Genomic DNA, 18798 nt, shown 5'->3' on the forward strand with positions numbered 1-18798 from the left:
GCGTCCTCCGATGCGCGATTCGGCACCTCGAATCGAATTGAAAAATCAAATCTCGCCGTGAAGTCGCCATGAAAATTACGCTGGGGCCCTTTGCTGGTGAGGAGTCTGGCGCTTTTGCATCACCCTGCTAACGGACAGTCCGAGTCCGTTGCTTGTGTTGCCTGATTCACCGCGCCGTCTCCGCGAATTCGTGGAAACATTCGCAAAGCATTTCCGTCGAGAACTTCATTTCGACGTTGTGCCGTTCGACGCGGCCGAAACGACTCGTAGCCCCGGCTATATCCCGTACGAAGCCTATTTGTTCCACGAGGTTGCAAGAGACCTCTTCGAAGTCGACAAACCAGTCAAACATCGTTGTATCGGCGCCTGCGGCTTTCGCTGGTACGAATGGTCAGACGCTCCGGCTAGTTGGTCACTTCAATGGGCGTGGTTTCATCCTTACTTTCGCGCACGCGGTCATCTGTCGAAATCTTGGCCCCTCTTCATAGAAAAGTACGGCGCTTTTCATCTGCAGCAACCTTTCTCGGCCGCGATGGAGAAGTTTCTTGAAAAACACCCCATCGGCAATCCCTAACATGGCGTATATGGACTCCCCCGTAAATCAAGACGGATCGTGTTTTTGACTTTCCGGGATGAATCACCTGCAGTCGTATATCCGGCATCTGTGGTGGGTTCTGAGTGACCCGTGCCGACATGGAATCTGCCCGCGAAGCGCCAATCGTTACAAGCGGCTGCTGGAGAGCCGGAAGAGTTATCGGCGTTCTGTCGCGTGGGTGTGACCCGGTTTGCCATGATGAGCGATCAGTCTCGGCGCAAGGGTGAGAAGAAAGGGTGAATCGGTCAGGCGGCGATGGCAAAGGCGGTACGTTCGAACTTCTTGTTCGGGCGCGGTTGCGGATTGCCATAAGCGGTGTGGTCACGCAGGACCGCATAGCAGATACGGGCAAGTTTGTTGGCGAGCGCGCAGGCAGCCTTGTTGTGGTTGGTGCGCTGCTGCACCTCGGTTGCCCAGGCGCGCAGTCCATCGAGGGGTCGGCTCGCATTTCGGGCCAGCGCCGCTGCCCGCAGCACGGCGCGGGCGCCATGGGTAAGCAGCATCCTCAGATAGCGGTCTCCCCGCTTCGAAATCCTGCCGAGCTTTCGGGTACTTCCCGACGAGTATTCCTTGGGGGTGAGCCCGAACCAGCTCGCGAAATGGCGGGCATCCTTGAAGTGCGTCACGTCACCGCCGGTAGCCGCCACCATCGCCGTCGCGGTCAGCAGGCCGATGCCTGGCACCGACATCAGTTGCGTGCACGCGGCACTGTGCCTCGCCAGTTCGGTGAATTCCCGCTCCAACTGTGCGATGCGTTGTTCGAGCAGACGGATCTCCTCGATGAGCAGTCGCATCGGTTCGCGGATCAGCGCGGGCACCGGCGAGCGCGGATCGGCCAGTACGCGGCTGATCGCCTCGACACCGGTGCGTGCACCTTGCGGGATGCTCAAGCCGAACTCCCGGCAGAAGCCACGCAATGCATTGATGCGCGAAGTACGGGTACTCATCCACAGCGACCGAATTCGATGCAGGCCCTGCAGCGCTTGCTGTTCGACGGACTTCACACGCACCGGGTCGATGTCAGCCGCGCGGGCTGCTTCGAGCAAGGCGCGGGCGTCGGCGGCATCGGTCTTGTTGCGCCTGACGTAAGCTCGGATATAGGCCGCGGGCAGCAGTCGTACCTCGATACCAAGCGAATTGAGCCAGCGTGCCCAGTGATGCGCCGAACCGCAGGCTTCCATGATGACAAGCGAGACGTTGCGATTAGCAAACCAGCGCTCGAACTGGGTTCGGGTGAGCCGGTGATTTTCGATCACACGCCAGGAAGAATCGGCGACGGCGAGTTGAAAGACGCTCTTGGCCAGATCGACGGCAACAGTAGTAGCATGCATGACGGACTCCTCCTTCTGAAAACCGATCCCCATCCCCATGAGCACCGGTGGCGCCCATTGGGCGCGCAAAAGGAGGGGGAGTCCATCCCATCATTCAACCTCGCTCCATTCGGTCGCTGGGCGCTACGCGATGAGGCCGCGCAGCAACTTCGGGGTTCGGTCTAGCATTGGTGCATCTGCTCGGTGGATGGCGGAAGTGATCCGTGAACCAGCATTCCACCCCACGCGAACTGACCGGCCCCTTCGGCCGATCAGTTGTCACCAGCGTTTGACTTGGAGCGTCAGCTGTCTTTCGGAACCGGCCGTTTAGTTGCCGAAAATCCCACCGGCGGAATTGGGTCGAAACCCGCCTTGGCTGGTCCAGCAGCCAACCATGCACACTTTCCACAATGGCGGCACTGCCCGACCCGCTCCCGGAGATCCTTGCGGAGCCCGCAACGCTCAGCGCCACCTACCCCTTCAGCCGAGATAGACCGCCCGGAAATCATTGACGTTGGTCAGCATAGGTCCGATCACGACCGAGTCGCCGAGAGCTTCGAAGAATGCATGGGCGTCCTTGCGGGCGTGGGAATCGGCGGGCCGGATTCCGAGCGCCCAGGCGCGTGCCAGGGTATCCGACGTGACCACCGCACCGGCGATTTCCTCGCCACCGTCTACGCCGTCGGTATCGCCCGCCAGCGCGTGGACGCCGGGTTCCGCGTTGAGTGCCAACACGAGCGACAGCAGGAACTCGACGTTACGGTGGCCCCGGCCGTCGCGTTGGGCGATGTCGGCGCCACCGTTTTCCATCCGGGCCGCACCTGCCAGGCGGGCGCGCCGACGATCCGGCCTCCGTCACCGATCCCGAGTTGAAGGTGAGAGCCACGACATGGCCTCCTGCCGTAGACGCCTCAACGATGCCGACCATCACTTCCGGCCACCCCGCTTCCCCGACTATCATGATCCCCTTTTGCGGTGCACAAGCGATTCGCGCCGCCCGGCGGAGCACACCAGCATGGAAACCCTTACCGACTACGGCAACGGCGTCGTCGCCATCGACTCCGGCTACCTGCGCCCGCAGCTGGCAGCCATTCACCTGATCGAAAGCGAGGGCCGCGCGGCCTTTGTCGATACGGCCAATCATTCGGCCCTGCCACGTGCGCTGGCGGCGCTCGAAGCGCGGGGGCTGACGAAGGAGTCGGTCGACTACGTAATCCTCACCCACATCCACCTCGACCATGCCGGTGCCGCCGGCCTGATGATGGATGCCTTTCCCAACGCCCGCCTTGTGGTGCATCCGCGCGGTGCGCGGCACATGGCCGATCCGGCAAAGCTCATGGCCGGCGTCGAGGCCGTCTATGGCAAGGAGCGGGCGACGGTCCTCTACGGCGAGCTGCGTCCCGTGGCCCCGGAGCGAATCATCGAAGCCAGTGATGGCACCGTGCTGCGGCTCGGCCGGCGCGAGCTGCTGTGTATCGACACCCCGGGACATGCGAAGCACCACATCGCCATCGTCGATCGCGAGACGGCCGGCATTTTCACGGGAGACACCTTCGGCATCAGCTACCGGGAATTCGATGTGGATGGTCGGCCCTTCATCTTCCCTTCCACCACGCCTTCGCAATTCGATCCGGTGGAGATGCGCAACTCGGTGGAGCGCATGCTCGGGTTCGAGCCGCAGGCCGTCTATCTCACCCACTACAGCCGCCTCGAACAGCCCCGCGCGCTGGCCGCCGACATGCTGCGCCGCATGGACGAATGTGTGCGCATCGCCCGCCGCCACGCCGACGATTGCGCGCGGGTCGAGAAGGAAACGGAAAGCTATCTGCTGGCCGAAGCGCGCGCGCACGGCTGCCAGCTGTCCGAGGATGAGATGCGGTCGATCCTGTCGCTGGATCTGGAGCTGAATGCCCAGGGCCTGGTCATCTGGGCGAAGGGATAGCATACCGTGCGCGATCCGGCCCGCCCGCCGGCACAAACGGGCGGCGTTGGGATAGTCTGGCGAATTCAGCATTTTCATGGAGCCTGCCCGATGCCCCTGGACCTTGAATTCGTCCGCAGCTGTTTTCCCGCCTTTTCCGAGCCGACGCTGGCGTCGACAGCCTTCTTCGAGAACGCCGGCGGCTCGTACGCCTGCGAGGCGGTGATCCGCCGGCTCGATACCTACTACCGGCGGCTCAAGGTGCAGCCCTATGGCGCCTACCCTGCCTCGCGCGAGGCGGGCGAGTGGATGGACGAATCGTACCGGCGGCTCGCGCCCTATCTCGGCGTGCCGGAAGACTGGCTGCATTTCGGGCCCTCCACCTCGCAGAACACCTACGTGCTGGCCCAGGCTTTCCGGCGGCTGCTCTCGCCCGGCGACGAGATCGTCGTTACCAACCAGGACCATGAGGCCAACAGCGGCGTGTGGCGGCGCCTCGCTGCCGACGGCGTGGTGGTGCGCGAGTGGCAGGTGGATCGGCGAAGCGGCCATCTCGACCCCGCCGACCTAGCCCGGCTGCTCGGCCCGCGGACCCGGCTGGTGTGCCTCCCCCACTGCTCCAACATCGTCGCCGAAATCAACCCGGTGGCCGAGATCGTGGCGATGGTGCACGCGCACGGCGCACGCTGCGTGGTCGATGCGGTGTCGTACGCGGGGCATGGCCTGCCCGATGTGGGCGTGCTGGGTGCCGACGCCTATCTGTTTTCGCTTTACAAGACCTTCGGACCGCACCAGGGCCTGATGGTGATCCGCCCCGATCTGCGCGACGCGCTGGGCAACGAGGCCCATTATTTCAACGCCGACCAGCCGCGCAAGTGCCTCGTCCCGGCCGGGCCGGACCATGCACAGGTCGCGGCCGCGGCGGGCATTGCCGACTACTTCGACGCACTCGACGCACATCACCACCCGGGTGCCGCCGCGGACAACCGGCCGGCGCGGGTGCGGGCGCTGCTGCACGACGCCGAGGCGGCGCCGCTCGGCCGCCTGCTCGACGGCCTGCATCGTCGCCCGGGGCTGCGCGTGCTCGGGCCCACAAATCCCGAAGGACGTGCCGCCACGGTGTCGGTGGTGCCCGACGGCAAGACACCGCTGGCGCTGGCTGAGGCGCTGGGCCAGCGCGGCCTGATGGTCGGCGCGGGTCACTTCTACGCGGTGCGGCTGCTCGAGGCGCTGGGCATCGACCCGGCGCGAGGGGTGTTGCGCATCTCGCTCGTCCATTACAACAGCGTCGAAGAGGTTGACCGACTGCTGGCGGCGCTCGACGAGGCGCTGGCGGCGCAGTGATCCAGCCGCCGCTGCATAGCCGTCACGGGCGGACAGGATAGTCGCGGCATGGCCACGGACCCGAACGAGCCGATCGCCGCTGCGCTGGAGCGCATCTACCGCAGCGAATCGCGGCGGGTGCTGTCCACGCTGATCCGCCTGCTCGGCGACTTCGATCTGGCCGAGGAGGCGCTGCACGAGGCCTTTCGCGCGGCGCTGGAGCAATGGCCACGCGATGGGGTGCCGTCGAACCCGCGGGCCTGGCTGGTGTCGGCCGGCCGCTTCAAGGCGATCGATGCAGTACGCAGGAATGCGCGCTTTTCAGCGCTCGACGACCTCGAGGCCAACGGCCACGAGATTGCGGCCGAAGACGACAGCGCAAACGATGAAGAGATCGAGGACGACCGCCTGCGGCTGATCTTCACCTGCTGTCACCCTGCCCTCGCTGCCGACGCGCAGGTGGCGCTGACGCTGCGCGAGGTGTGCGGCCTCACCACCGAGGAGATCGCTCACGCCTTCCTCACCCCGGTGCCGACCCTGGCCCAGCGCATCGTGCGGGCCAAGGGCAAGATCCGCGACAGCCGCATCCCCTACGCCGTGCCGCAGCCGCAGGAGCTGGCAGAGCGGCTCGACAGCGTGCTGCGGGTCATCTACCTGGTGTTCAACGAAGGCTATTCCGCATCTGCGGGCGACGCCATCACCCGCCACGACCTGTCCGCCGAGGCCATTCGCCTCGCCAGGCTGCTTGCAGAGCTGCTACCGGAAGCCGAGGTGCACGGGCTGCTGGCGCTGATGCTGCTGCACGAATCGCGGCGCGCCGCGCGCACTACCGCCGAAGGCGAACTGGTCCTGCTCGAGGACCAGGACCGCAGCCTGTGGGACCGGGCGCAGATCGCCGAAGGCTGCACGCTGGTCGAGCAGGCGCTGGCCTCGCGCCGCTTCGGGCCCTACAGTCTGCAGGCGGCGATCGCCGCAGTCACTGCCGAAGCGCCCTGCTTTGCCCAGACCGACTGGCGGGAGATCGTCGGGCTCTACGATGTGCTGCTGCGGGTCGAACCCTCGCCGGTGGTGGCGCTCAATCGCGCGGTGGCGGTGGCGATGCGCGACGGCCCGTCCGCCGGGCTGGCGCTGGTTGACGCGCTGCTGGCGGGGGGCGAGCTACACGACTATCGCTTTGCCCACGCCGCCCGCGCCGACATGTGTCGCCGCCTCGGTCGCAACGAGGAGGCCCGCGAAGCCTACCGGCAGGCACTGGCGCTGACCCGGCAAGGCCCCGAGCAGCGCTTTCTGGCGCGCCGCCTGGCGGCACTCGGGGACTGATCGGGGACGCGGCGGAACGGCCTCGGAATTTATTTTTGCCGTCATGTCGAATCGGCGCGCGGCCATTCGACCAGATGTCAGGAACACCCGACATCCGGCTCGCCGGGCACTGATTGAACCAGCCCCGGGCCACAACGCCGCAGCAAAGGAGACCCGCCATGAACCACAATCCCGTCGTCTGGTTTGAAATCTACGTTCAGGACATCAATCGCGCGACCGCCTTCTACGAAACCGTCCTCGGCATCAGGCTCGACAAGCTCGACGCACCGATTCCAGGCCTCGAGATGATGGCCTTCCCAATGCAGCAGGACTGCGTGGGCGCCGGTGGTGCGTTGGTGAAGATGGAGGGCATGTCCTCCGGGGGCACCAGCACCATCGTCTATTTCGCCTGCCAGGACTGCGCGATCGAGGCGGCCCGCGTCGCCGGCGCCGGCGGGCGCATCCATCAGGACAAGATGCCGATCGGCCAGTACGGGTTCATCGCGCTGGTACTCGACACCGAAGGCAACATGATCGGTCTTCATTCGATGAGCTGAAGCCCGCCACCTGCGCACACGGTGGCAACCCAAGGAGCGCCCCATGAAATACCTGTGTCTGGTCTATCTCGACGAAGCCCGTCTCGACGAACTGCCCGATGCCGACTGCGTGGCCTACGACCGCGAGATCCGCGAAAGCGGGCACTGCGTGGCCTCCGAGGCCCTGCAGTCGGTGCATACCGCCACCACGGTGCGGATCCGCAACGGCAAGCTCGGCATCACCGACGGCCCCTTTGCCGAAACCAAGGAACAGCTCGCCGGCTTCTACATGATCGAGGCGCGCGATCTGAACGAGGCGATCCGGGTGGCATCGGGCATTCCGCCGGCGCGGGTCGGCAGCATCGAGATCCGGCCGGTCAGGCCGATCCGCGAAACGGTCGCTGCGGCCGAGGCTGCACATACGCAACAGGATTGATCCACCCGCCAAACCCTGCGAGGAAACAGCCATGAACAGCCAAACCCCCGCCGACAGCCACGTTGCGCTGCTGGTCGCCACCCGCAAGGGCGCCTGGCTCTATCACGCGGACCCGGCGCGCAGCAGCTGGCGCGTCGACGGTCCGCATTTTCTGGGCCACATCATCAATCACCTGGTGCTGGACCCGCGGGACGGTCGCACCCTGCTCGCCGCCGCCAGCACCGGTCACCTCGGGCCGACCCTCTTCCGCTCGACCGATTTCGGCAAGAGCTGGGCCGAAGCGACCCGACCGCCGGCTTTCGGCCCGGCAACCAACGGCCTGCCGGGCCGTTCGGTGAAGCAAACTTTCTGGCTCACTCCGGGCCCCGCCGGCGAGCCGGGCGTGTGGTACGCCGGCACCTCGCCGCAGGGGCTGTTCCGTTCAGAAGACGGCGGCATGAGCTGGTCGCCCTTCTCGGTGATCAATGACGATCCGCAGTACCGCGAGTGGATGGGCACCGAACAGGACGGCACACCGGACGGCCCAAAGCTGCATTCGATCATCGTCGACCCGCGCGACCCGGCCCACCTGTACATCGCGATGTCCGGGGGCGGCGTACACGAATCGCTCGACGGCGGGCGCAGCTTCGCGCCGCTGGTCGAAGGCATGGAAGTGGTCGAGGGCTTCGACCCGAACTCGATCGCTTTCCACGACCCGCACTGCATCCGCCTCTGCCCGGCCAAACCGGACCGCCTCTACCAGCAGAATCACTGCGGCATCTACCGCCTCGATCGCCCCGCAACCCGCTGGCAGCGCATCGGCCGCGGCATGCCGGCGGAGGTCGGTGACATCGGTTTTCCGATGGTGGTGCATCCGCGTGATCCGGACTCCGCCTGGGTCTTTCCGATGGACGGCACCCAGGTGTGGCCACGTACCAGCCCGGGCGGCAGGCCGGCAGTCTATGCGACCCGCGACGGCGGCGAGAGCTGGCAGCGCCAGGACCACGGGCTGCCGGCCGGGCAGGCGTGGTGGACGGTGAAGCGGCAGGCCATGTGCGCCGACGGCGAGGCCGAGGTCGGCCTCTACTTCGGCACCACCAGCGGCGAACTCTGGGCAAGCCGCGACGAGGGGCGGAGCTGGGACTGCATCGCCCGCCACCTTCCCGAGATCTACGCCGTCGAAGCGGCAACGCTGCCCTGAGCGCGCGATGAAGGTCCTGATCCCCAGCGCGCTGCGCAGCTACACCGGGCAAGCCTGGGTCGAGGCAGGCGGCACCGTCCTGTCGGAGGTGCTCGCCGACCTCGACCGGCAATTCCCCGGCATCCGCTTCCGCATGATTGACGAGCAGGGCGCAATCCGCCGCCACATCCGTTTCTTCCACGGCGAACAGATGGTTAAGACGCTCGCCCACCCACTCGACCCGGAAGGACAACTCCTGATCGTGCAGGCCTTGAGCGGCGGATAAGCCTGCCATGCAGCGCTACGGAGACTTGACTTCAATATAGGACCGTTTTAGTCTTATTTGCGTCATGTCCACCTGCCGGAGCCGCAACATGGACCTCACCGCTCCCCTTCTCGATTTTCTTGCCGTGTCCGCCCGTCATTTCGGGCTCGACGATGCCGAGCTGCGCGCCGGCCGCGCGTCTGCAGCGAGGCGCGCCTGGACCACGGTCGAACCGTCCCGAGAGCAGCCGAAGCGGGATGGCGACATGCAGGGGACATCCGTCCGCGGAGAAGAGTCATGCTGCGGGTAAGCAAACTCACGGATTACGGGACGCTCGTCATGTCGCACATGGCGGGCAGCCCCGACCGACTCTTCAGCGTCACCGAACTCGCCGGGACCCTGCGCCTGAACACGCCGACGGTCAGCAAGGTGCTCAAGGCCCTGGGCCGCCACAACCTCGTGACAAGCGTGCGTGGAACACGTGGCGGCTATGCGCTGGCCCGCCCCGCGGGCACGATCAGCGTCGCCGAAATCGTCGACGCGCTCGAGGAGCAACCATTCGGGCTGACCGAATGCAGCGCGCTGTCTGGCACGTGCGATCTCGAGTCCGGTTGTCGCATCCGCGCGAACTGGCAACGCATCAACACCGCGGTTCGTGGCGTGCTGAACGGCATCAGCCTTGCCGACATGATGCAACCGGCACCAGTCGCGGTCCGCCCTTCCAGCATCGCCACCCGCGTGGCGCCGCGCGTGATCGCCGACAAGCTCAAGACACAATGAAATGGAGATTCAACCCATGAAAACCGCCACCCCGGCGCGACAGATCGATTCCTTCCTCGAACAGGAATACTCGGCCGGCTTCGAAACCCTGCTGGAGGCAGACACCCTGCCCAAGGGCTTGTCCGAAGACGTGATCCGCGTCATCTCCGCCAAGAAGGGCGAGCCCGATTTCCTGCTCCAATGGCGCCTCGAGGCCTATCGCCACTGGCTCACCATGACGCCGCCACACTGGGCCGCGGTGAGCTTCCCGGAGATCGACTTCCAGGACATCGTCTATTACTCGGCGCCCAAGAAGAAAGACGGTCCGAAGAGTCTCGATGACGTCGATCCCGAATTGCTCAAGACTTTCGAGAAGCTCGGCGTACCGCTGCACGAACGGGCGCGGCTTGCCGGCGTGGCGGTCGATGCGGTGTTCGATTCGGTGTCGGTGGCCACCACCTTCCAGAAGGAACTCGGCGAACACGGCATCATCTTCTGTTCGTTCTCGGAAGCGGTGAAGCATCACCCCGAACTGGTGCGCCAGTATCTCGGCACGGTGGTGCCGCCGTCCGACAACTTCTATGCCGCGCTCAATTCGGCGGTGTTCTCGGACGGTTCCTTCGTGTTCATCCCCAAGGGCGTCAAGTGCCCGATGGAGCTGTCGACCTATTTCCGCATCAACGCCCGCGACACCGGCCAGTTCGAGCGCACCCTGATCATCGCCGAGGAAGGTGCCTCGGTAAGCTATCTCGAAGGCTGTACCGCGCCAATGCGTGACGAGAACCAGCTTCACGCCGCGGTGGTCGAGCTGATCGCACTCGATGACGCCAAGATCAAGTACTCCACGGTGCAGAACTGGTACCCCGGCGACAAGGACGGCGTCGGTGGCATCTACAACTTCGTGACCAAGCGCGGCGACTGTCGCGGTGCGCGCTCGCACATCTCATGGACGCAGGTGGAAACCGGCTCGGCGATCACCTGGAAATACCCCAGCGTGATCCTGCGCGGCGACGATTCGGTGGGCGACTTCCACTCGGTGGCGCTCTCCAATCATCGCCAGCAGGCCGACACCGGTACCAAGATGATCCACATGGGGCGCAACACCAGGAGCACCATTCTTTCAAAGGGCATCTCGGCCGGCCACGGCAGCAACACCTTCCGCGGTCTGGTGCGCATTGCGCCGAGAGCCGAGGGCGCGCGCAACTACACCCAGTGCGACTCCCTGCTGATCGGCGATCAATGCGCCGCCCACACCTTCCCGACCATCGAGGTGCGCAACCCCTCGGCCCAGGTCGAACATGAAGCCACCACCTCGCGCATCGGCGAGGACCAGCTCTTCTACGCGATGCAGCGCGGCCTCACCGCGGAGGACGCGGTGTCGATGATCGTCAACGGCTTCTGCCGCGAGGTGTTCAAGGAATTGCCAATGGAATTCGCCGTCGAGGCGCAAAAACTGCTCGGTGTCAGCCTCGAAGGCAGCATCGGTTAAGGAGCGAACAAACATGCTGGACATCAACAATCTACAGGCCTCGGTCGAAGGCAAGGCCATCCTCAAGGGGCTCGACCTGCACGTCAAAGCCGGCGAGGTGCACGCCATCATGGGCCCCAACGGCTCGGGCAAGAGCACCCTGTCGCAGGTGCTGGCGGGCCGCGAGGCCTACTCGGTGGACGGAGGCAGCGTCACCTGGGACGGCCAGGACCTGCTCGCCATGCCGATCGAGGAGCGCGCCCGCGCCGGCCTCTTCCTGGCTTTCCAGTACCCGGTCGAGATACCGGGCGTGTCGAACGCCTATTTCCTCAAGGCGGCAGTCAACGCGGTGCGCAAGCATCGCGGCCTGCCCGAGTTCGACGCCATGGATTTCCTCACCCGCGTAAAGGCTGAGATGAAGGCGGTCGGCATGAAGGAAGAGTTCCTCTACCGCTCGGTAAACGAAGGTTTCTCCGGCGGCGAGAAGAAGCGCAACGAGGTGCTGCAGATGGCGCTGCTCGAACCCCGCCTGGCGATCCTCGACGAGACCGACTCCGGCCTCGACATCGACGCCCTCAAGGTGGTGGCCGACGGCGTCAACCGGCTGCGCTCGCCGGATCGCGCGCTGATCGTCATCACCCATTACCAGCGCCTGCTCGACTACATCGTCCCCGACAAGGTGCATGTGCTCTCGCAGGGCCGCATCGTGCGCTCGGGCGGCCGCGAACTCGCACTCGAGCTCGAGGAAAAAGGCTACGGCTGGATCGGCGACAGCGGCGAGGTGCATCACGAACCGCCTGCAAGCGGGGCCACGCGATGAGCGCGATAGACACCTGGGTTGCCGAATTCAAGGCGCGCTCGGCGCAGCTGCCGGGCGCAGGCCTGCCCTGGCTGGCCGCCCGGCGCCAGCGGGCCATCGAACGCTTCGCCGACGAGGGCTGGCCGACGCGCCGCCATCCGCGCTGGCAGCACAGCTCGCTGGCCTTCATGGAGCAACAGGAATTCGCCGCGGCATCGGGTGCCGGTGACGCCGCGGCGGCCCTGGCCGCGCTGCGTGGCGGCGAAGCCGGACACTGGATGGTGTTCATCGGCGGGTGCTTCAATGCCGGGCTCTCCGATATCGGTGCCCTGCCCGCAGGCGTGCTCATCCAGAGCCTTGCGGAAGCAATGGTCCAGCGTCCCGACCAGCTCGAGGCGGCCTTCGGCGAAGCAGACGACGGCGACAGCCCTGCGGCGCTCAACACCGCGCTGGCCGCGGACGGCGCTTTCATCCATCTTGGCCGCGGCATCGCGCTCGAGGCACCGATCCATCTCGTCTTCATCGCCGGGGCCGAGGAGCGCAGCCGTCACCTGCGCAATCTGGTGATCGCGGAAGCCGCCGCCGAGGCCAGCATCGTCGAACACCATGTCGGCAGCGGCACCGCGGCATCCCTGACCACCGCCGTCACCCGCATCCAAGCCGGGGCGGACGCGCGCATCGCCCACCTCAAGCTGCAGCAGGAGAACGAACAGACCATCCACCTCGCAAGCATTGACTCGGTACAGGCGCGCGGCGCGCATTTTGCGTCGCACTCGCTGTCCTTCGGGGCACGGCTGGCGCGCAACGACATCCGCACCCGCTTTGAAGGTGAAGCCTGCGAGGCCCTGCTCAACGGCCTCTACCATGTCGACGGGCGCCGCCATGTAGACCATCACACCTGCATCGACCACGCCCGGCCGAACGGCAGCAGTCGCGAGTTCTACCGCGGCCTGCTCGACGGCAATGCGCGTGGGGTATTCACCGGTCGGGTGGTGGTGGCGCGCGACGCCCAGCGTAGCGACGCGATGCAGCGCTGCGACAATCTGCTGCTGTCGCGCCAGGCCGAGGCCGACGCCCGCCCCGAGCTGGAGATCTACGCCGACGACGTGAAGTGTTCGCACGGCGCGACCGTCGGCGAGATCGACGAGGACAGCCTCTTCTACCTGCGCTCGCGCGGGCTCGACGAGATCCACGCCCGCCGCCTGCTCACCTACGCCTTTGCCGCCGATGCGCTCGAACGCATCACGCTCCTGCCGCTGCGCAAGCGCGCCCGCGCGGCGCTGCTGGCCCGCCTGCCGGGCGGCGAACTGCTGGAGGAATTGCTATGAATGCGCAGAGCTCCGCCGCCCGCGCCGCACTCGCGCCGCTACGCCTCGAGGTGGCCGGCGACTTCCCGATCCTGTCCCGCACGGTGCACGGCCGCCGCCTGGTCTATCTCGACAACGGCGCCACCACCCAGAAGCCGGAGACGGTGATCGAAGCCGAACGGACCTTTTACCGCGAGTCGAACGCCAACATCCATCGGGGCGTGCATTGGCTGTCGCAACACGCCACCGACCTCTACGAGGCAGGCCGCAAGACGGTACAGCGCTTCATCAACGCCGCGAAAGCCGAAGAAGTCGTGTTCACCCGTGGCACCACCGAGGCGATCAACCTGGTGGCCCAGAGCTGGGGACGCGCGCAGCTCAAGGCCGGCGACGAGATCCTCATCACCACCATGGAGCACCACTCCAACATCGTGCCCTGGCAGTTGCTCTGTGAGCAGACCGGCGCAGTGCTCAAGGTGGCGCCGATCAACGACGCCGGCGAGCTCGAGCTCGACGCTTTCGCGGCGCTGCTCGGCGAGCGCACCCGGCTGGTGGCGATCACCCATGTGTCGAACGCGCTAGGCACGGTGAATCCGCTTGCCGGACTGATCGAGCAGGCGCACGCGGTCGGCGCAACCGTGCTGGTGGACGGTGCCCAGGCAGTGGCCCACCAAGCAGTGGACGTGCAGGCCTTGGGCTGCGACTTCTACGCCTTTTCCGGCCACAAGCTGTACGGGCCGACCGGCATCGGCGCACTCTACGGTCGCCACGCGCTGCTGGCCGCAATGCCTCCCTGGCAGGGCGGCGGCGACATGATCCGCACGGTGAGCTTCGAGCGCAGCACCTACGCCGACGTCCCGCAGCGCTTCGAGGCGGGCACCCCGAACATTGCCGGCGTGGTCGGTCTGGCCGCGGCGATCGACTATGTATCGGGCATCGGCATGGCCAGCATCGCGGTACACGAGCATGCCCTGCTCGAGCATGCCACCGCGACACTGAACGGAATCCCCGGGCTGCGCCTGATCGGCACGGCGGCCAACAAGGCCGGCATCCTGTCCTTCATGGTCGACGGCATCCACCCACACGATCTCGGCACCATCCTCGATGCCGAGGGCGTGGCGATCCGCGCCGGCCACCACTGCGCCATGCCGCTGATGACCCGCTTCGGCATCCCCGGTACCGCCCGCGCCTCGCTCGGCGTGTACAACGACGAGGCCGACATCGCCGCGCTTGCCGAGGCGATCGAAAAGGCACAACACATGTTCGGCACGAGGCAGACACGATGAGCACCATGGACGGCAACCTGCGCGAGCTTTACCAGGAAGTGATCTTCGATCACAACCGCCAGCCGCGTAACTTTCACGAAATGCCCGAGGCCGATCACCAGGCCGATGGCCACAACCCGCTGTGCGGTGACCAGCTCACCGTGTTCCTGCGCATCGAGGACGGCAGGATCGCGGATGCGAGCTTCGTCGGCCACGGCTGCGCGATCTCCACCGCGTCGGCCTCGCTGATGACCGAGGCCATCAAGGGCAAGCCTGTGGACGAAGTCGAGGCGCTGTTCCGCGACTTTCACGCCATGCTCACCGACACGCCACCGGACCGCGACTTCGGCAAGCTCGCGGTGCTCGGCGGCGTGCGCGAATTCCCCGCGCGGGTCAAGTGCGCAACGCTGGCCTGGCACACCCTGCACAACGCGCTGATCGGGGAGCACGACCCCGCGCGCACCGAATAAGGAAACGACCATGGGCGACGCTTACGGCGAAACCGACTCCCGCACCCTGAGCCGCGACTGCGCGGCGGTGAGTGTGCCCTGGGGCCGTCCCGAAACCCTGGAGGCCGGCAACTACGCACTGATCACTCAGCGCCTGGGCGGCTCGATCACGGTGATGTGCGGCGGCAATCTCTATCGCATCGACGAACGCAACGCCGACGCGCTGGGCCTCGAGCCGCAGCTGGTCGAGTTGCCCACCGTGGCCGAGCACGGCGAGCGCAGCGCCGAGAGCATCGAGCAGGCGGCCTGGGCACAGCTGGGCACCTGTTTCGACCCGGAGATTCCGATCGACATCGTCAATCTCGGCCTGGTGTACGCCTGCACCGCCGAGCCGATCGACAAGGACAGCTACCGCCTCGCGGTGAAGATGACGCTCACCGCCCCCGGCTGCGGCATGGGTACCCTCATCGCCGACGAAGCACGCGAGAAGCTGCTGACCATCCCCGGGGTGGAAGAGGCTGAGGTGGACCTGGTGTGGGATCCTCCGTGGAGCCGCGAGATGATGAGCGAAGCGGCACGACTGGAAATGGGGATGATGTGGTGATTGGCAGTACGCATCGCCCGGCAACCGTGCGCCGCCTGCAACCGGAAAACCTCCGCCACCGGGGCCATAGCCGTTTGCGAACCGGGTGCATGGTGGCTGCTTCGACATCCGGTCGACAACCCGGCCCCTGAAGGTGCCGGTCAGCGCGATCGTGGGCCCGCATTTCGTCGACGCCATCAAGATCTATCGGGGCACCAGCAAGCTATCTGTGTAGTCAGCATCCATATGCCGGAACGCTGATGACCTATGATCTGACGATATCGACGCACTCGCTGCGATCGACTCCGATAACCCTTGCCCTTTGTCGGATATTTTTACACACCACCCCCTGGCGCTCAGTGCAACTCTTTGAATTCATTAAAAGTTACATTTTGGCACAAATGATGCTCGGAAAGATTCGAATGCGCCACATTGGCGGATTTGGCGCACTCAGCGTTTCACCTGTCCGACAACAAGGGGGATCAGACAATGTTTCGCAGATCGATAATCAAGGGGCTCGTCGCATCGCTTATTGGTGCGACGTGTATCGGCATGAGCACCATCGCATCGGCAGCGCCGTTCGCGGTGGGAGACGTGTTCGCATCGACAGGAAATGGCCAGGTCAATGTTTACAGCCAGAGCGGGGTGTTTAAGCAGACGCTCGACACCGGTCTGGGTGGGTTTACCACTGGCGGCACTTTCGACAAGAACGGCAACTTCTACGTCACCGCATTCAGCGCCAATGTCGTCTCGAAATTCGACAACAACGGCAACCTTGTGGATGCCACCTGGGCCAACGGTATATCGCGCGTCGAATCGATCGTGTTCGATGCTGCCGGCAACGCCTACCTCGGCAACGCTGGTTCAGCCCAAATCCAGAAAGTGAGCTCTACTGGTGCCCCGATCACCAACATCGCGGTGTTGCAGAACACGGACTGGATCGATCTCGCTGCTGATCAGACGACGCTGCTATACAGTAATGAAGGCAGCACCATTCGGCAGATCGATACGGCAACCAACGTCGACACGGTATTTACCTCCGGAGCGTATGGCGCTCTGTTTGCCAAACGCTACCTTGCAGACGGTGGTGTGCTGGCAGCATCGGGCAACGGCAACGTCTACCGTTGGGATCTGAACGGTGTCCTGCAGCAGACTTATGCCATTGGAATCGGCAGCGTCTTTGCCCTGAACCTCGATCCGAACGGAACGTCGTTCTGGACCGGTACGCTTGGCGGCTCGGCTGTTCGCAAAGTGAACATTGCTACCGGCGCCATAGAGGAAAGCTGGAGTACCGGTCTGACCGATCTCTATGGCTTGGCCGTCTATGGTGAAATCCAGGCTGGCGGAGGCGGCGTCGACACTGGCGGCGGAAATGGCGGCACGGTCCCCGAGCCCGGAACGATCGGCCTGCTCGCATTTGCACTTGCCGCATTTGGAGCAGTCCGCCGTCGCAAGGCATAAGCACCGCTGAATCCGTACGCGAATCGCCCTTCGATGTCTGGTCCCGCCATTCAGGCGGGACCAGACATCGAGAAGGTGCCGGGTCGATACCCCAACAGAACGGGTGCAAGCGCGCTTCTTACGCCCATCCCACGCCGTTTCCCCGAGGCGTTGGCCACAACAAGAAAAGCCGGTCTGACCGGACACATCGACCCACCTACCAATCAGGGCAACACCGGAAAGCCGATCCGTCCGATTCCGGGCAGCTTGAGTGCGGGCGGCGAGAAATCGATCCCCGCCGTCAGGCCGAGCAGATTCAGCTCCAGCCCCTCCTGAGGCGCTACCGTAAAACCGATCAGCCCGCCGAGCGAGGCCTGCAAGCCAGCGCCACTTGGCGCCGGAGCGAACACGGCCTTGTCGGCGAGATAGTCCTTGCCGATCGCCGTGGGTGGCAGTTCCGCCCGCAACTCGGGTAGCTGCCGGGTTAGCCAGGCAGTGAAGGTATTGCTGTTGGGGCCCGGCCATACGCGGTACTCATGGTTGTACGGATACTCGGCGGACAGGCGATGCAGCCGCGCGATCAGTTCGTCGACCTCCGAGCCTCCGCGCAAATCGGCAAGCAACGTTGGCCGATTGCCGAACCAGTAGCCATCGGGCACCCCTTCGTGCACCCGTACCGCATCGCGACCACGGGCGACGCCGAAACCCATTACCTCGAATCGCGTATAGCGCTGAGCACCCGAGGGTTTGGCCGTAACCCAGGTGTGCACGCCAAGGGCACCGCGCCACCTGACCGCACGTGCGGCATAGACCTGGATCACGGCCTCGGACACAAGCGCCGGATCCGGCGCCTGGCCACTGCTGTCCTGACGGGCACTGCGCCAATCGGCATGGGCCTCGCCGTTGAAGAAATAACTGCCCACGGCATAGCCGGGCGGCAGGAAAAACACCGCCAGCAGGATGGCGCGCAGTCGTCGCCACCAGCAGTACGAAGAGCTTGCAGGCACAGGTCCGGTCTCGAGTGCGGTTCAGGGAGAGCACCCGCGCTGCGGCGGGATGCAAAGACACATAGGCACCTGCAACGGGCGGAAGGTTCCTCCCTCCGCCCCATGGACTGCATTGCCGCCGTCACCGCCGGCGCGGATCGGGATACGCGACCACCGAGCGCAAGCCGCTTCGGAAAGATGGGGCGACAAACCGTCGCGAATCAGGGTGTCGCCCAGCCCGGCTGTCCGGCGGGCCAGGCGGAAACGCCCGGATCAGCCGCTCATTCGCTTGCTGCGCGACTCATGACGCTCCTGCGCCTCGACGGTATACACCGCGGTCGGGCGAGCAATCAGCCTCGCGATTCCAATCGGTTCGCCGCTTTCTTCGCACCAGCCGAAGGTCCCGTTGTCGATGCGGGCGATAGCCTGGTCGATCTTGTGCAGGAGCTTGCGCTCACGGTCTCGCACGCGAAGCTCCAGCGTGTGGTCCTCCTCGAGTGAGGCCCGATCGGAAGGGTCGGGCGTCGATTCGAATTCCTGAAGATGACGTGTAGTCTGCTGTGCGGCGCCCAACAACGCGTCGCGTTCGTCGACCAGCCTCGCCCGAAAAAACGCCAGCTGGCGCGGATTGAGATATTCGCTGGCCGGAGCGGCGAGCATTTCCGCCTCGCTCGGCAAGCTGTCGAATTCGATGTTATTTGTATTCAAGCGTCTTCCCCCTCGTCCGCTGCGCCCCGCCGCCGCGGTACCGCAGGCATGGCCCCGTGCATCCGGCGGATGGCCACCTCCACCATACACTCCTAAACCGCGGCCGGGTTGGTCGGAATCATGGACGACGCTCGTCCAGCCGACAGCCAACATCCCCGCCGCGATGCACGCCTGCCGATCTTCGACGACA

At 65.2% G+C, this 18798-nt stretch carries 22 protein-coding genes; 18 read left to right on the forward strand and 4 right to left on the reverse strand.

The genetic code is table 11. The features are described 5' to 3' along the window. The first annotated feature begins 190 nt into the window (after nt 1–190). Nucleotides 191–574, forward strand: a complete 384-nt coding sequence (locus GQB03_RS12620; RefSeq protein ID WP_200832207.1) for a hypothetical protein — start codon at nt 191–193, stop codon at nt 572–574. Between the two features lie 266 nt (nt 575–840). Here the strand turns inward: GQB03_RS12620 and GQB03_RS12625 are convergent, their stop codons facing one another. Continuing rightward, nucleotides 841–1926, reverse strand: coding sequence for an IS110 family RNA-guided transposase (locus GQB03_RS12625; protein WP_159689734.1), 1086 nt, complete (start codon nt 1924–1926; stop codon nt 841–843). A gap of 459 nt (nt 1927–2385) precedes the next feature. Next, nucleotides 2386–2715, reverse strand: coding sequence for an MOFRL family protein (locus GQB03_RS12630; protein ID WP_159689737.1), 330 nt, complete (start codon nt 2713–2715; stop codon nt 2386–2388). On the opposite strand from GQB03_RS12630, the gene GQB03_RS23545 reads away from it, so the two are divergent. The 17 genes from GQB03_RS23545 to GQB03_RS12715 all read left to right on the forward strand — a co-directional run bounded on the left by GQB03_RS23545 (nt 2631) and on the right by GQB03_RS12715 (nt 16935). Beyond that, entirely contained in the window at nt 2631–3005 is a 375-nt protein-coding gene (locus tag GQB03_RS23545) for a GMC oxidoreductase (RefSeq protein ID WP_407644537.1), read from the forward strand. The two genes, GQB03_RS12630 and GQB03_RS23545, sit on opposite strands and share 85 nt — an antisense overlap. Beyond that, nucleotides 2921–3847 (forward strand): MBL fold metallo-hydrolase, encoded by a 927-nt coding sequence (locus GQB03_RS12640; protein WP_159689739.1) that lies wholly within the window; start codon nt 2921–2923, stop codon nt 3845–3847. The genes GQB03_RS23545 and GQB03_RS12640 overlap by 85 nt, the downstream gene beginning before the upstream one ends. 90 nt (nt 3848–3937) lie before the next feature. Then, the gene (locus GQB03_RS12645; protein ID WP_159689742.1) at nt 3938–5170 is read left to right on the forward strand and encodes an aminotransferase class V-fold PLP-dependent enzyme; all 1233 of its coding nucleotides are present in this window, start codon (nt 3938–3940) and stop codon (nt 5168–5170) included. A gap of 48 nt (nt 5171–5218) precedes the next feature. Next, complete coding sequence (locus GQB03_RS12650; RefSeq protein WP_200832209.1) at nt 5219–6469, forward strand: RNA polymerase sigma factor; 1251 nt, start codon at nt 5219–5221, stop codon at nt 6467–6469. A gap of 158 nt (nt 6470–6627) precedes the next feature. Beyond that, nucleotides 6628–7005: a VOC family protein gene (locus GQB03_RS12655; protein ID WP_159689744.1), complete on the forward strand. Its 378-nt coding sequence runs from the start codon at nt 6628–6630 to the stop codon at nt 7003–7005. Nucleotides 7006–7048: 43 nt separating this feature from the next. Beyond that, nucleotides 7049–7420: a YciI family protein gene (locus GQB03_RS12660; protein ID WP_159689747.1), complete on the forward strand. Its 372-nt coding sequence runs from the start codon at nt 7049–7051 to the stop codon at nt 7418–7420. 31 nt (nt 7421–7451) lie between these two features. Further along, the gene (locus GQB03_RS12665; RefSeq protein ID WP_159689749.1) at nt 7452–8600 is read left to right on the forward strand and encodes a WD40/YVTN/BNR-like repeat-containing protein; all 1149 of its coding nucleotides are present in this window, start codon (nt 7452–7454) and stop codon (nt 8598–8600) included. 7 nt (nt 8601–8607) lie between these two features. Continuing rightward, complete coding sequence (locus tag GQB03_RS12670) at nt 8608–8865, forward strand: ubiquitin family protein (protein ID WP_159689752.1); 258 nt, start codon at nt 8608–8610, stop codon at nt 8863–8865. A gap of 88 nt (nt 8866–8953) precedes the next feature. Further along, nucleotides 8954–9154, forward strand: a complete 201-nt coding sequence (locus GQB03_RS12675; protein ID WP_159689755.1) for a hypothetical protein — start codon at nt 8954–8956, stop codon at nt 9152–9154. Further along, a complete protein-coding gene (locus tag GQB03_RS12680; protein ID WP_159689757.1) occupies nt 9142–9624 on the forward strand; it encodes an SUF system Fe-S cluster assembly regulator in 483 nt (160 codons plus the stop codon). The genes GQB03_RS12675 and GQB03_RS12680 overlap by 13 nt, the downstream gene beginning before the upstream one ends. A gap of 16 nt (nt 9625–9640) precedes the next feature. After that, nucleotides 9641–11092: a Fe-S cluster assembly protein SufB gene (sufB, locus tag GQB03_RS12685; RefSeq protein WP_159689760.1), complete on the forward strand. Its 1452-nt coding sequence runs from the start codon at nt 9641–9643 to the stop codon at nt 11090–11092. A gap of 13 nt (nt 11093–11105) precedes the next feature. Beyond that, nucleotides 11106–11891 (forward strand): Fe-S cluster assembly ATPase SufC, encoded by a 786-nt coding sequence (gene sufC, locus GQB03_RS12690; protein ID WP_159689763.1) that lies wholly within the window; start codon nt 11106–11108, stop codon nt 11889–11891. Further along, nucleotides 11888–13198: a Fe-S cluster assembly protein SufD gene (sufD, locus tag GQB03_RS12695; protein ID WP_159689766.1), complete on the forward strand. Its 1311-nt coding sequence runs from the start codon at nt 11888–11890 to the stop codon at nt 13196–13198. The genes sufC and sufD overlap by 4 nt, the downstream gene beginning before the upstream one ends. Then, entirely contained in the window at nt 13195–14463 is a 1269-nt protein-coding gene (locus GQB03_RS12700) for a cysteine desulfurase (RefSeq protein WP_159689768.1), read from the forward strand. The genes sufD and GQB03_RS12700 overlap by 4 nt, the downstream gene beginning before the upstream one ends. Continuing rightward, nucleotides 14460–14912, forward strand: a complete 453-nt coding sequence (sufU, locus tag GQB03_RS12705; RefSeq protein ID WP_159689771.1) for a Fe-S cluster assembly sulfur transfer protein SufU — start codon at nt 14460–14462, stop codon at nt 14910–14912. The genes GQB03_RS12700 and sufU overlap by 4 nt, the downstream gene beginning before the upstream one ends. Nucleotides 14913–14922: 10 nt before the next feature. Beyond that, nucleotides 14923–15495, forward strand: a complete 573-nt coding sequence (sufT, locus tag GQB03_RS12710; RefSeq protein ID WP_159689774.1) for a putative Fe-S cluster assembly protein SufT — start codon at nt 14923–14925, stop codon at nt 15493–15495. A 531-nt stretch (nt 15496–16026) separates the two neighbouring features. Beyond that, a complete protein-coding gene (locus GQB03_RS12715; RefSeq protein ID WP_159689776.1) occupies nt 16027–16935 on the forward strand; it encodes a PEP-CTERM sorting domain-containing protein in 909 nt (302 codons plus the stop codon). A gap of 203 nt (nt 16936–17138) precedes the next feature. Here GQB03_RS12715 and GQB03_RS12720 read toward each other — a convergent pair whose 3' ends face one another. Next, nucleotides 17139–17921, reverse strand: a complete 783-nt coding sequence (locus GQB03_RS12720) for a DUF3750 domain-containing protein (RefSeq protein WP_200832210.1) — start codon at nt 17919–17921, stop codon at nt 17139–17141. Between the two features lie 252 nt (nt 17922–18173). Beyond that, on the reverse strand, nt 18174–18560 hold the full coding sequence (gene dksA, locus GQB03_RS12725) for an RNA polymerase-binding protein DksA (protein ID WP_159690117.1): 387 nt from the start codon (nt 18558–18560) through the stop codon (nt 18174–18176). Nucleotides 18561–18798: the final 238 nt, after the last annotated feature.

The organism is Cognatazoarcus halotolerans (assembly GCF_009800965.1).
In the GTDB taxonomy this organism is placed as follows: Bacteria; Pseudomonadota; Gammaproteobacteria; order Burkholderiales; family Rhodocyclaceae; genus Cognatazoarcus; species Cognatazoarcus halotolerans.

Excerpts from the sequence above, each read along its gene's own strand:
- GQB03_RS12645 (WP_159689742.1), top strand. The coding sequence starts at position 3,938 with ATGCCCCTGGACCTTGAATTCGTCCGCAGCTGTTTTCCCGCCTTTTCC.
- sufD (WP_159689766.1), top strand. The coding sequence starts at position 11,888 with ATGAGCGCGATAGACACCTGGGTTGCCGAATTCAAGGCGCGCTCGGCG.
- GQB03_RS12680 (WP_159689757.1), top strand. The coding sequence starts at position 9,142 with ATGCTGCGGGTAAGCAAACTCACGGATTACGGGACGCTCGTCATGTCG.
- GQB03_RS12640 (WP_159689739.1), top strand. The coding sequence starts at position 2,921 with ATGGAAACCCTTACCGACTACGGCAACGGCGTCGTCGCCATCGACTCC.
- GQB03_RS12665 (WP_159689749.1), top strand. The coding sequence starts at position 7,452 with ATGAACAGCCAAACCCCCGCCGACAGCCACGTTGCGCTGCTGGTCGCC.
- GQB03_RS12625 (WP_159689734.1), bottom strand. The coding sequence starts at position 1,926 with ATGCATGCTACTACTGTTGCCGTCGATCTGGCCAAGAGCGTCTTTCAA.
- sufC (WP_159689763.1), top strand. The coding sequence starts at position 11,106 with ATGCTGGACATCAACAATCTACAGGCCTCGGTCGAAGGCAAGGCCATC.
- sufU (WP_159689771.1), top strand. The coding sequence starts at position 14,460 with ATGAGCACCATGGACGGCAACCTGCGCGAGCTTTACCAGGAAGTGATC.
- GQB03_RS12700 (WP_159689768.1), top strand. The coding sequence starts at position 13,195 with ATGAATGCGCAGAGCTCCGCCGCCCGCGCCGCACTCGCGCCGCTACGC.
- sufT (WP_159689774.1), top strand. The coding sequence starts at position 14,923 with ATGGGCGACGCTTACGGCGAAACCGACTCCCGCACCCTGAGCCGCGAC.
- GQB03_RS12660 (WP_159689747.1), top strand. The coding sequence starts at position 7,049 with ATGAAATACCTGTGTCTGGTCTATCTCGACGAAGCCCGTCTCGACGAA.
- GQB03_RS12655 (WP_159689744.1), top strand. The coding sequence starts at position 6,628 with ATGAACCACAATCCCGTCGTCTGGTTTGAAATCTACGTTCAGGACATC.
- sufB (WP_159689760.1), top strand. The coding sequence starts at position 9,641 with ATGAAAACCGCCACCCCGGCGCGACAGATCGATTCCTTCCTCGAACAG.
- GQB03_RS12715 (WP_159689776.1), top strand. The coding sequence starts at position 16,027 with ATGAGCACCATCGCATCGGCAGCGCCGTTCGCGGTGGGAGACGTGTTC.
- dksA (WP_159690117.1), bottom strand. The coding sequence starts at position 18,560 with ATGCTCGCCGCTCCGGCCAGCGAATATCTCAATCCGCGCCAGCTGGCG.
- GQB03_RS12630 (WP_159689737.1), bottom strand. The coding sequence starts at position 2,715 with ATGGAAAACGGTGGCGCCGACATCGCCCAACGCGACGGCCGGGGCCAC.
- GQB03_RS12675 (WP_159689755.1), top strand. The coding sequence starts at position 8,954 with ATGGACCTCACCGCTCCCCTTCTCGATTTTCTTGCCGTGTCCGCCCGT.
- GQB03_RS12650 (WP_200832209.1), top strand. The coding sequence starts at position 5,219 with ATGGCCACGGACCCGAACGAGCCGATCGCCGCTGCGCTGGAGCGCATC.
- GQB03_RS12670 (WP_159689752.1), top strand. The coding sequence starts at position 8,608 with ATGAAGGTCCTGATCCCCAGCGCGCTGCGCAGCTACACCGGGCAAGCC.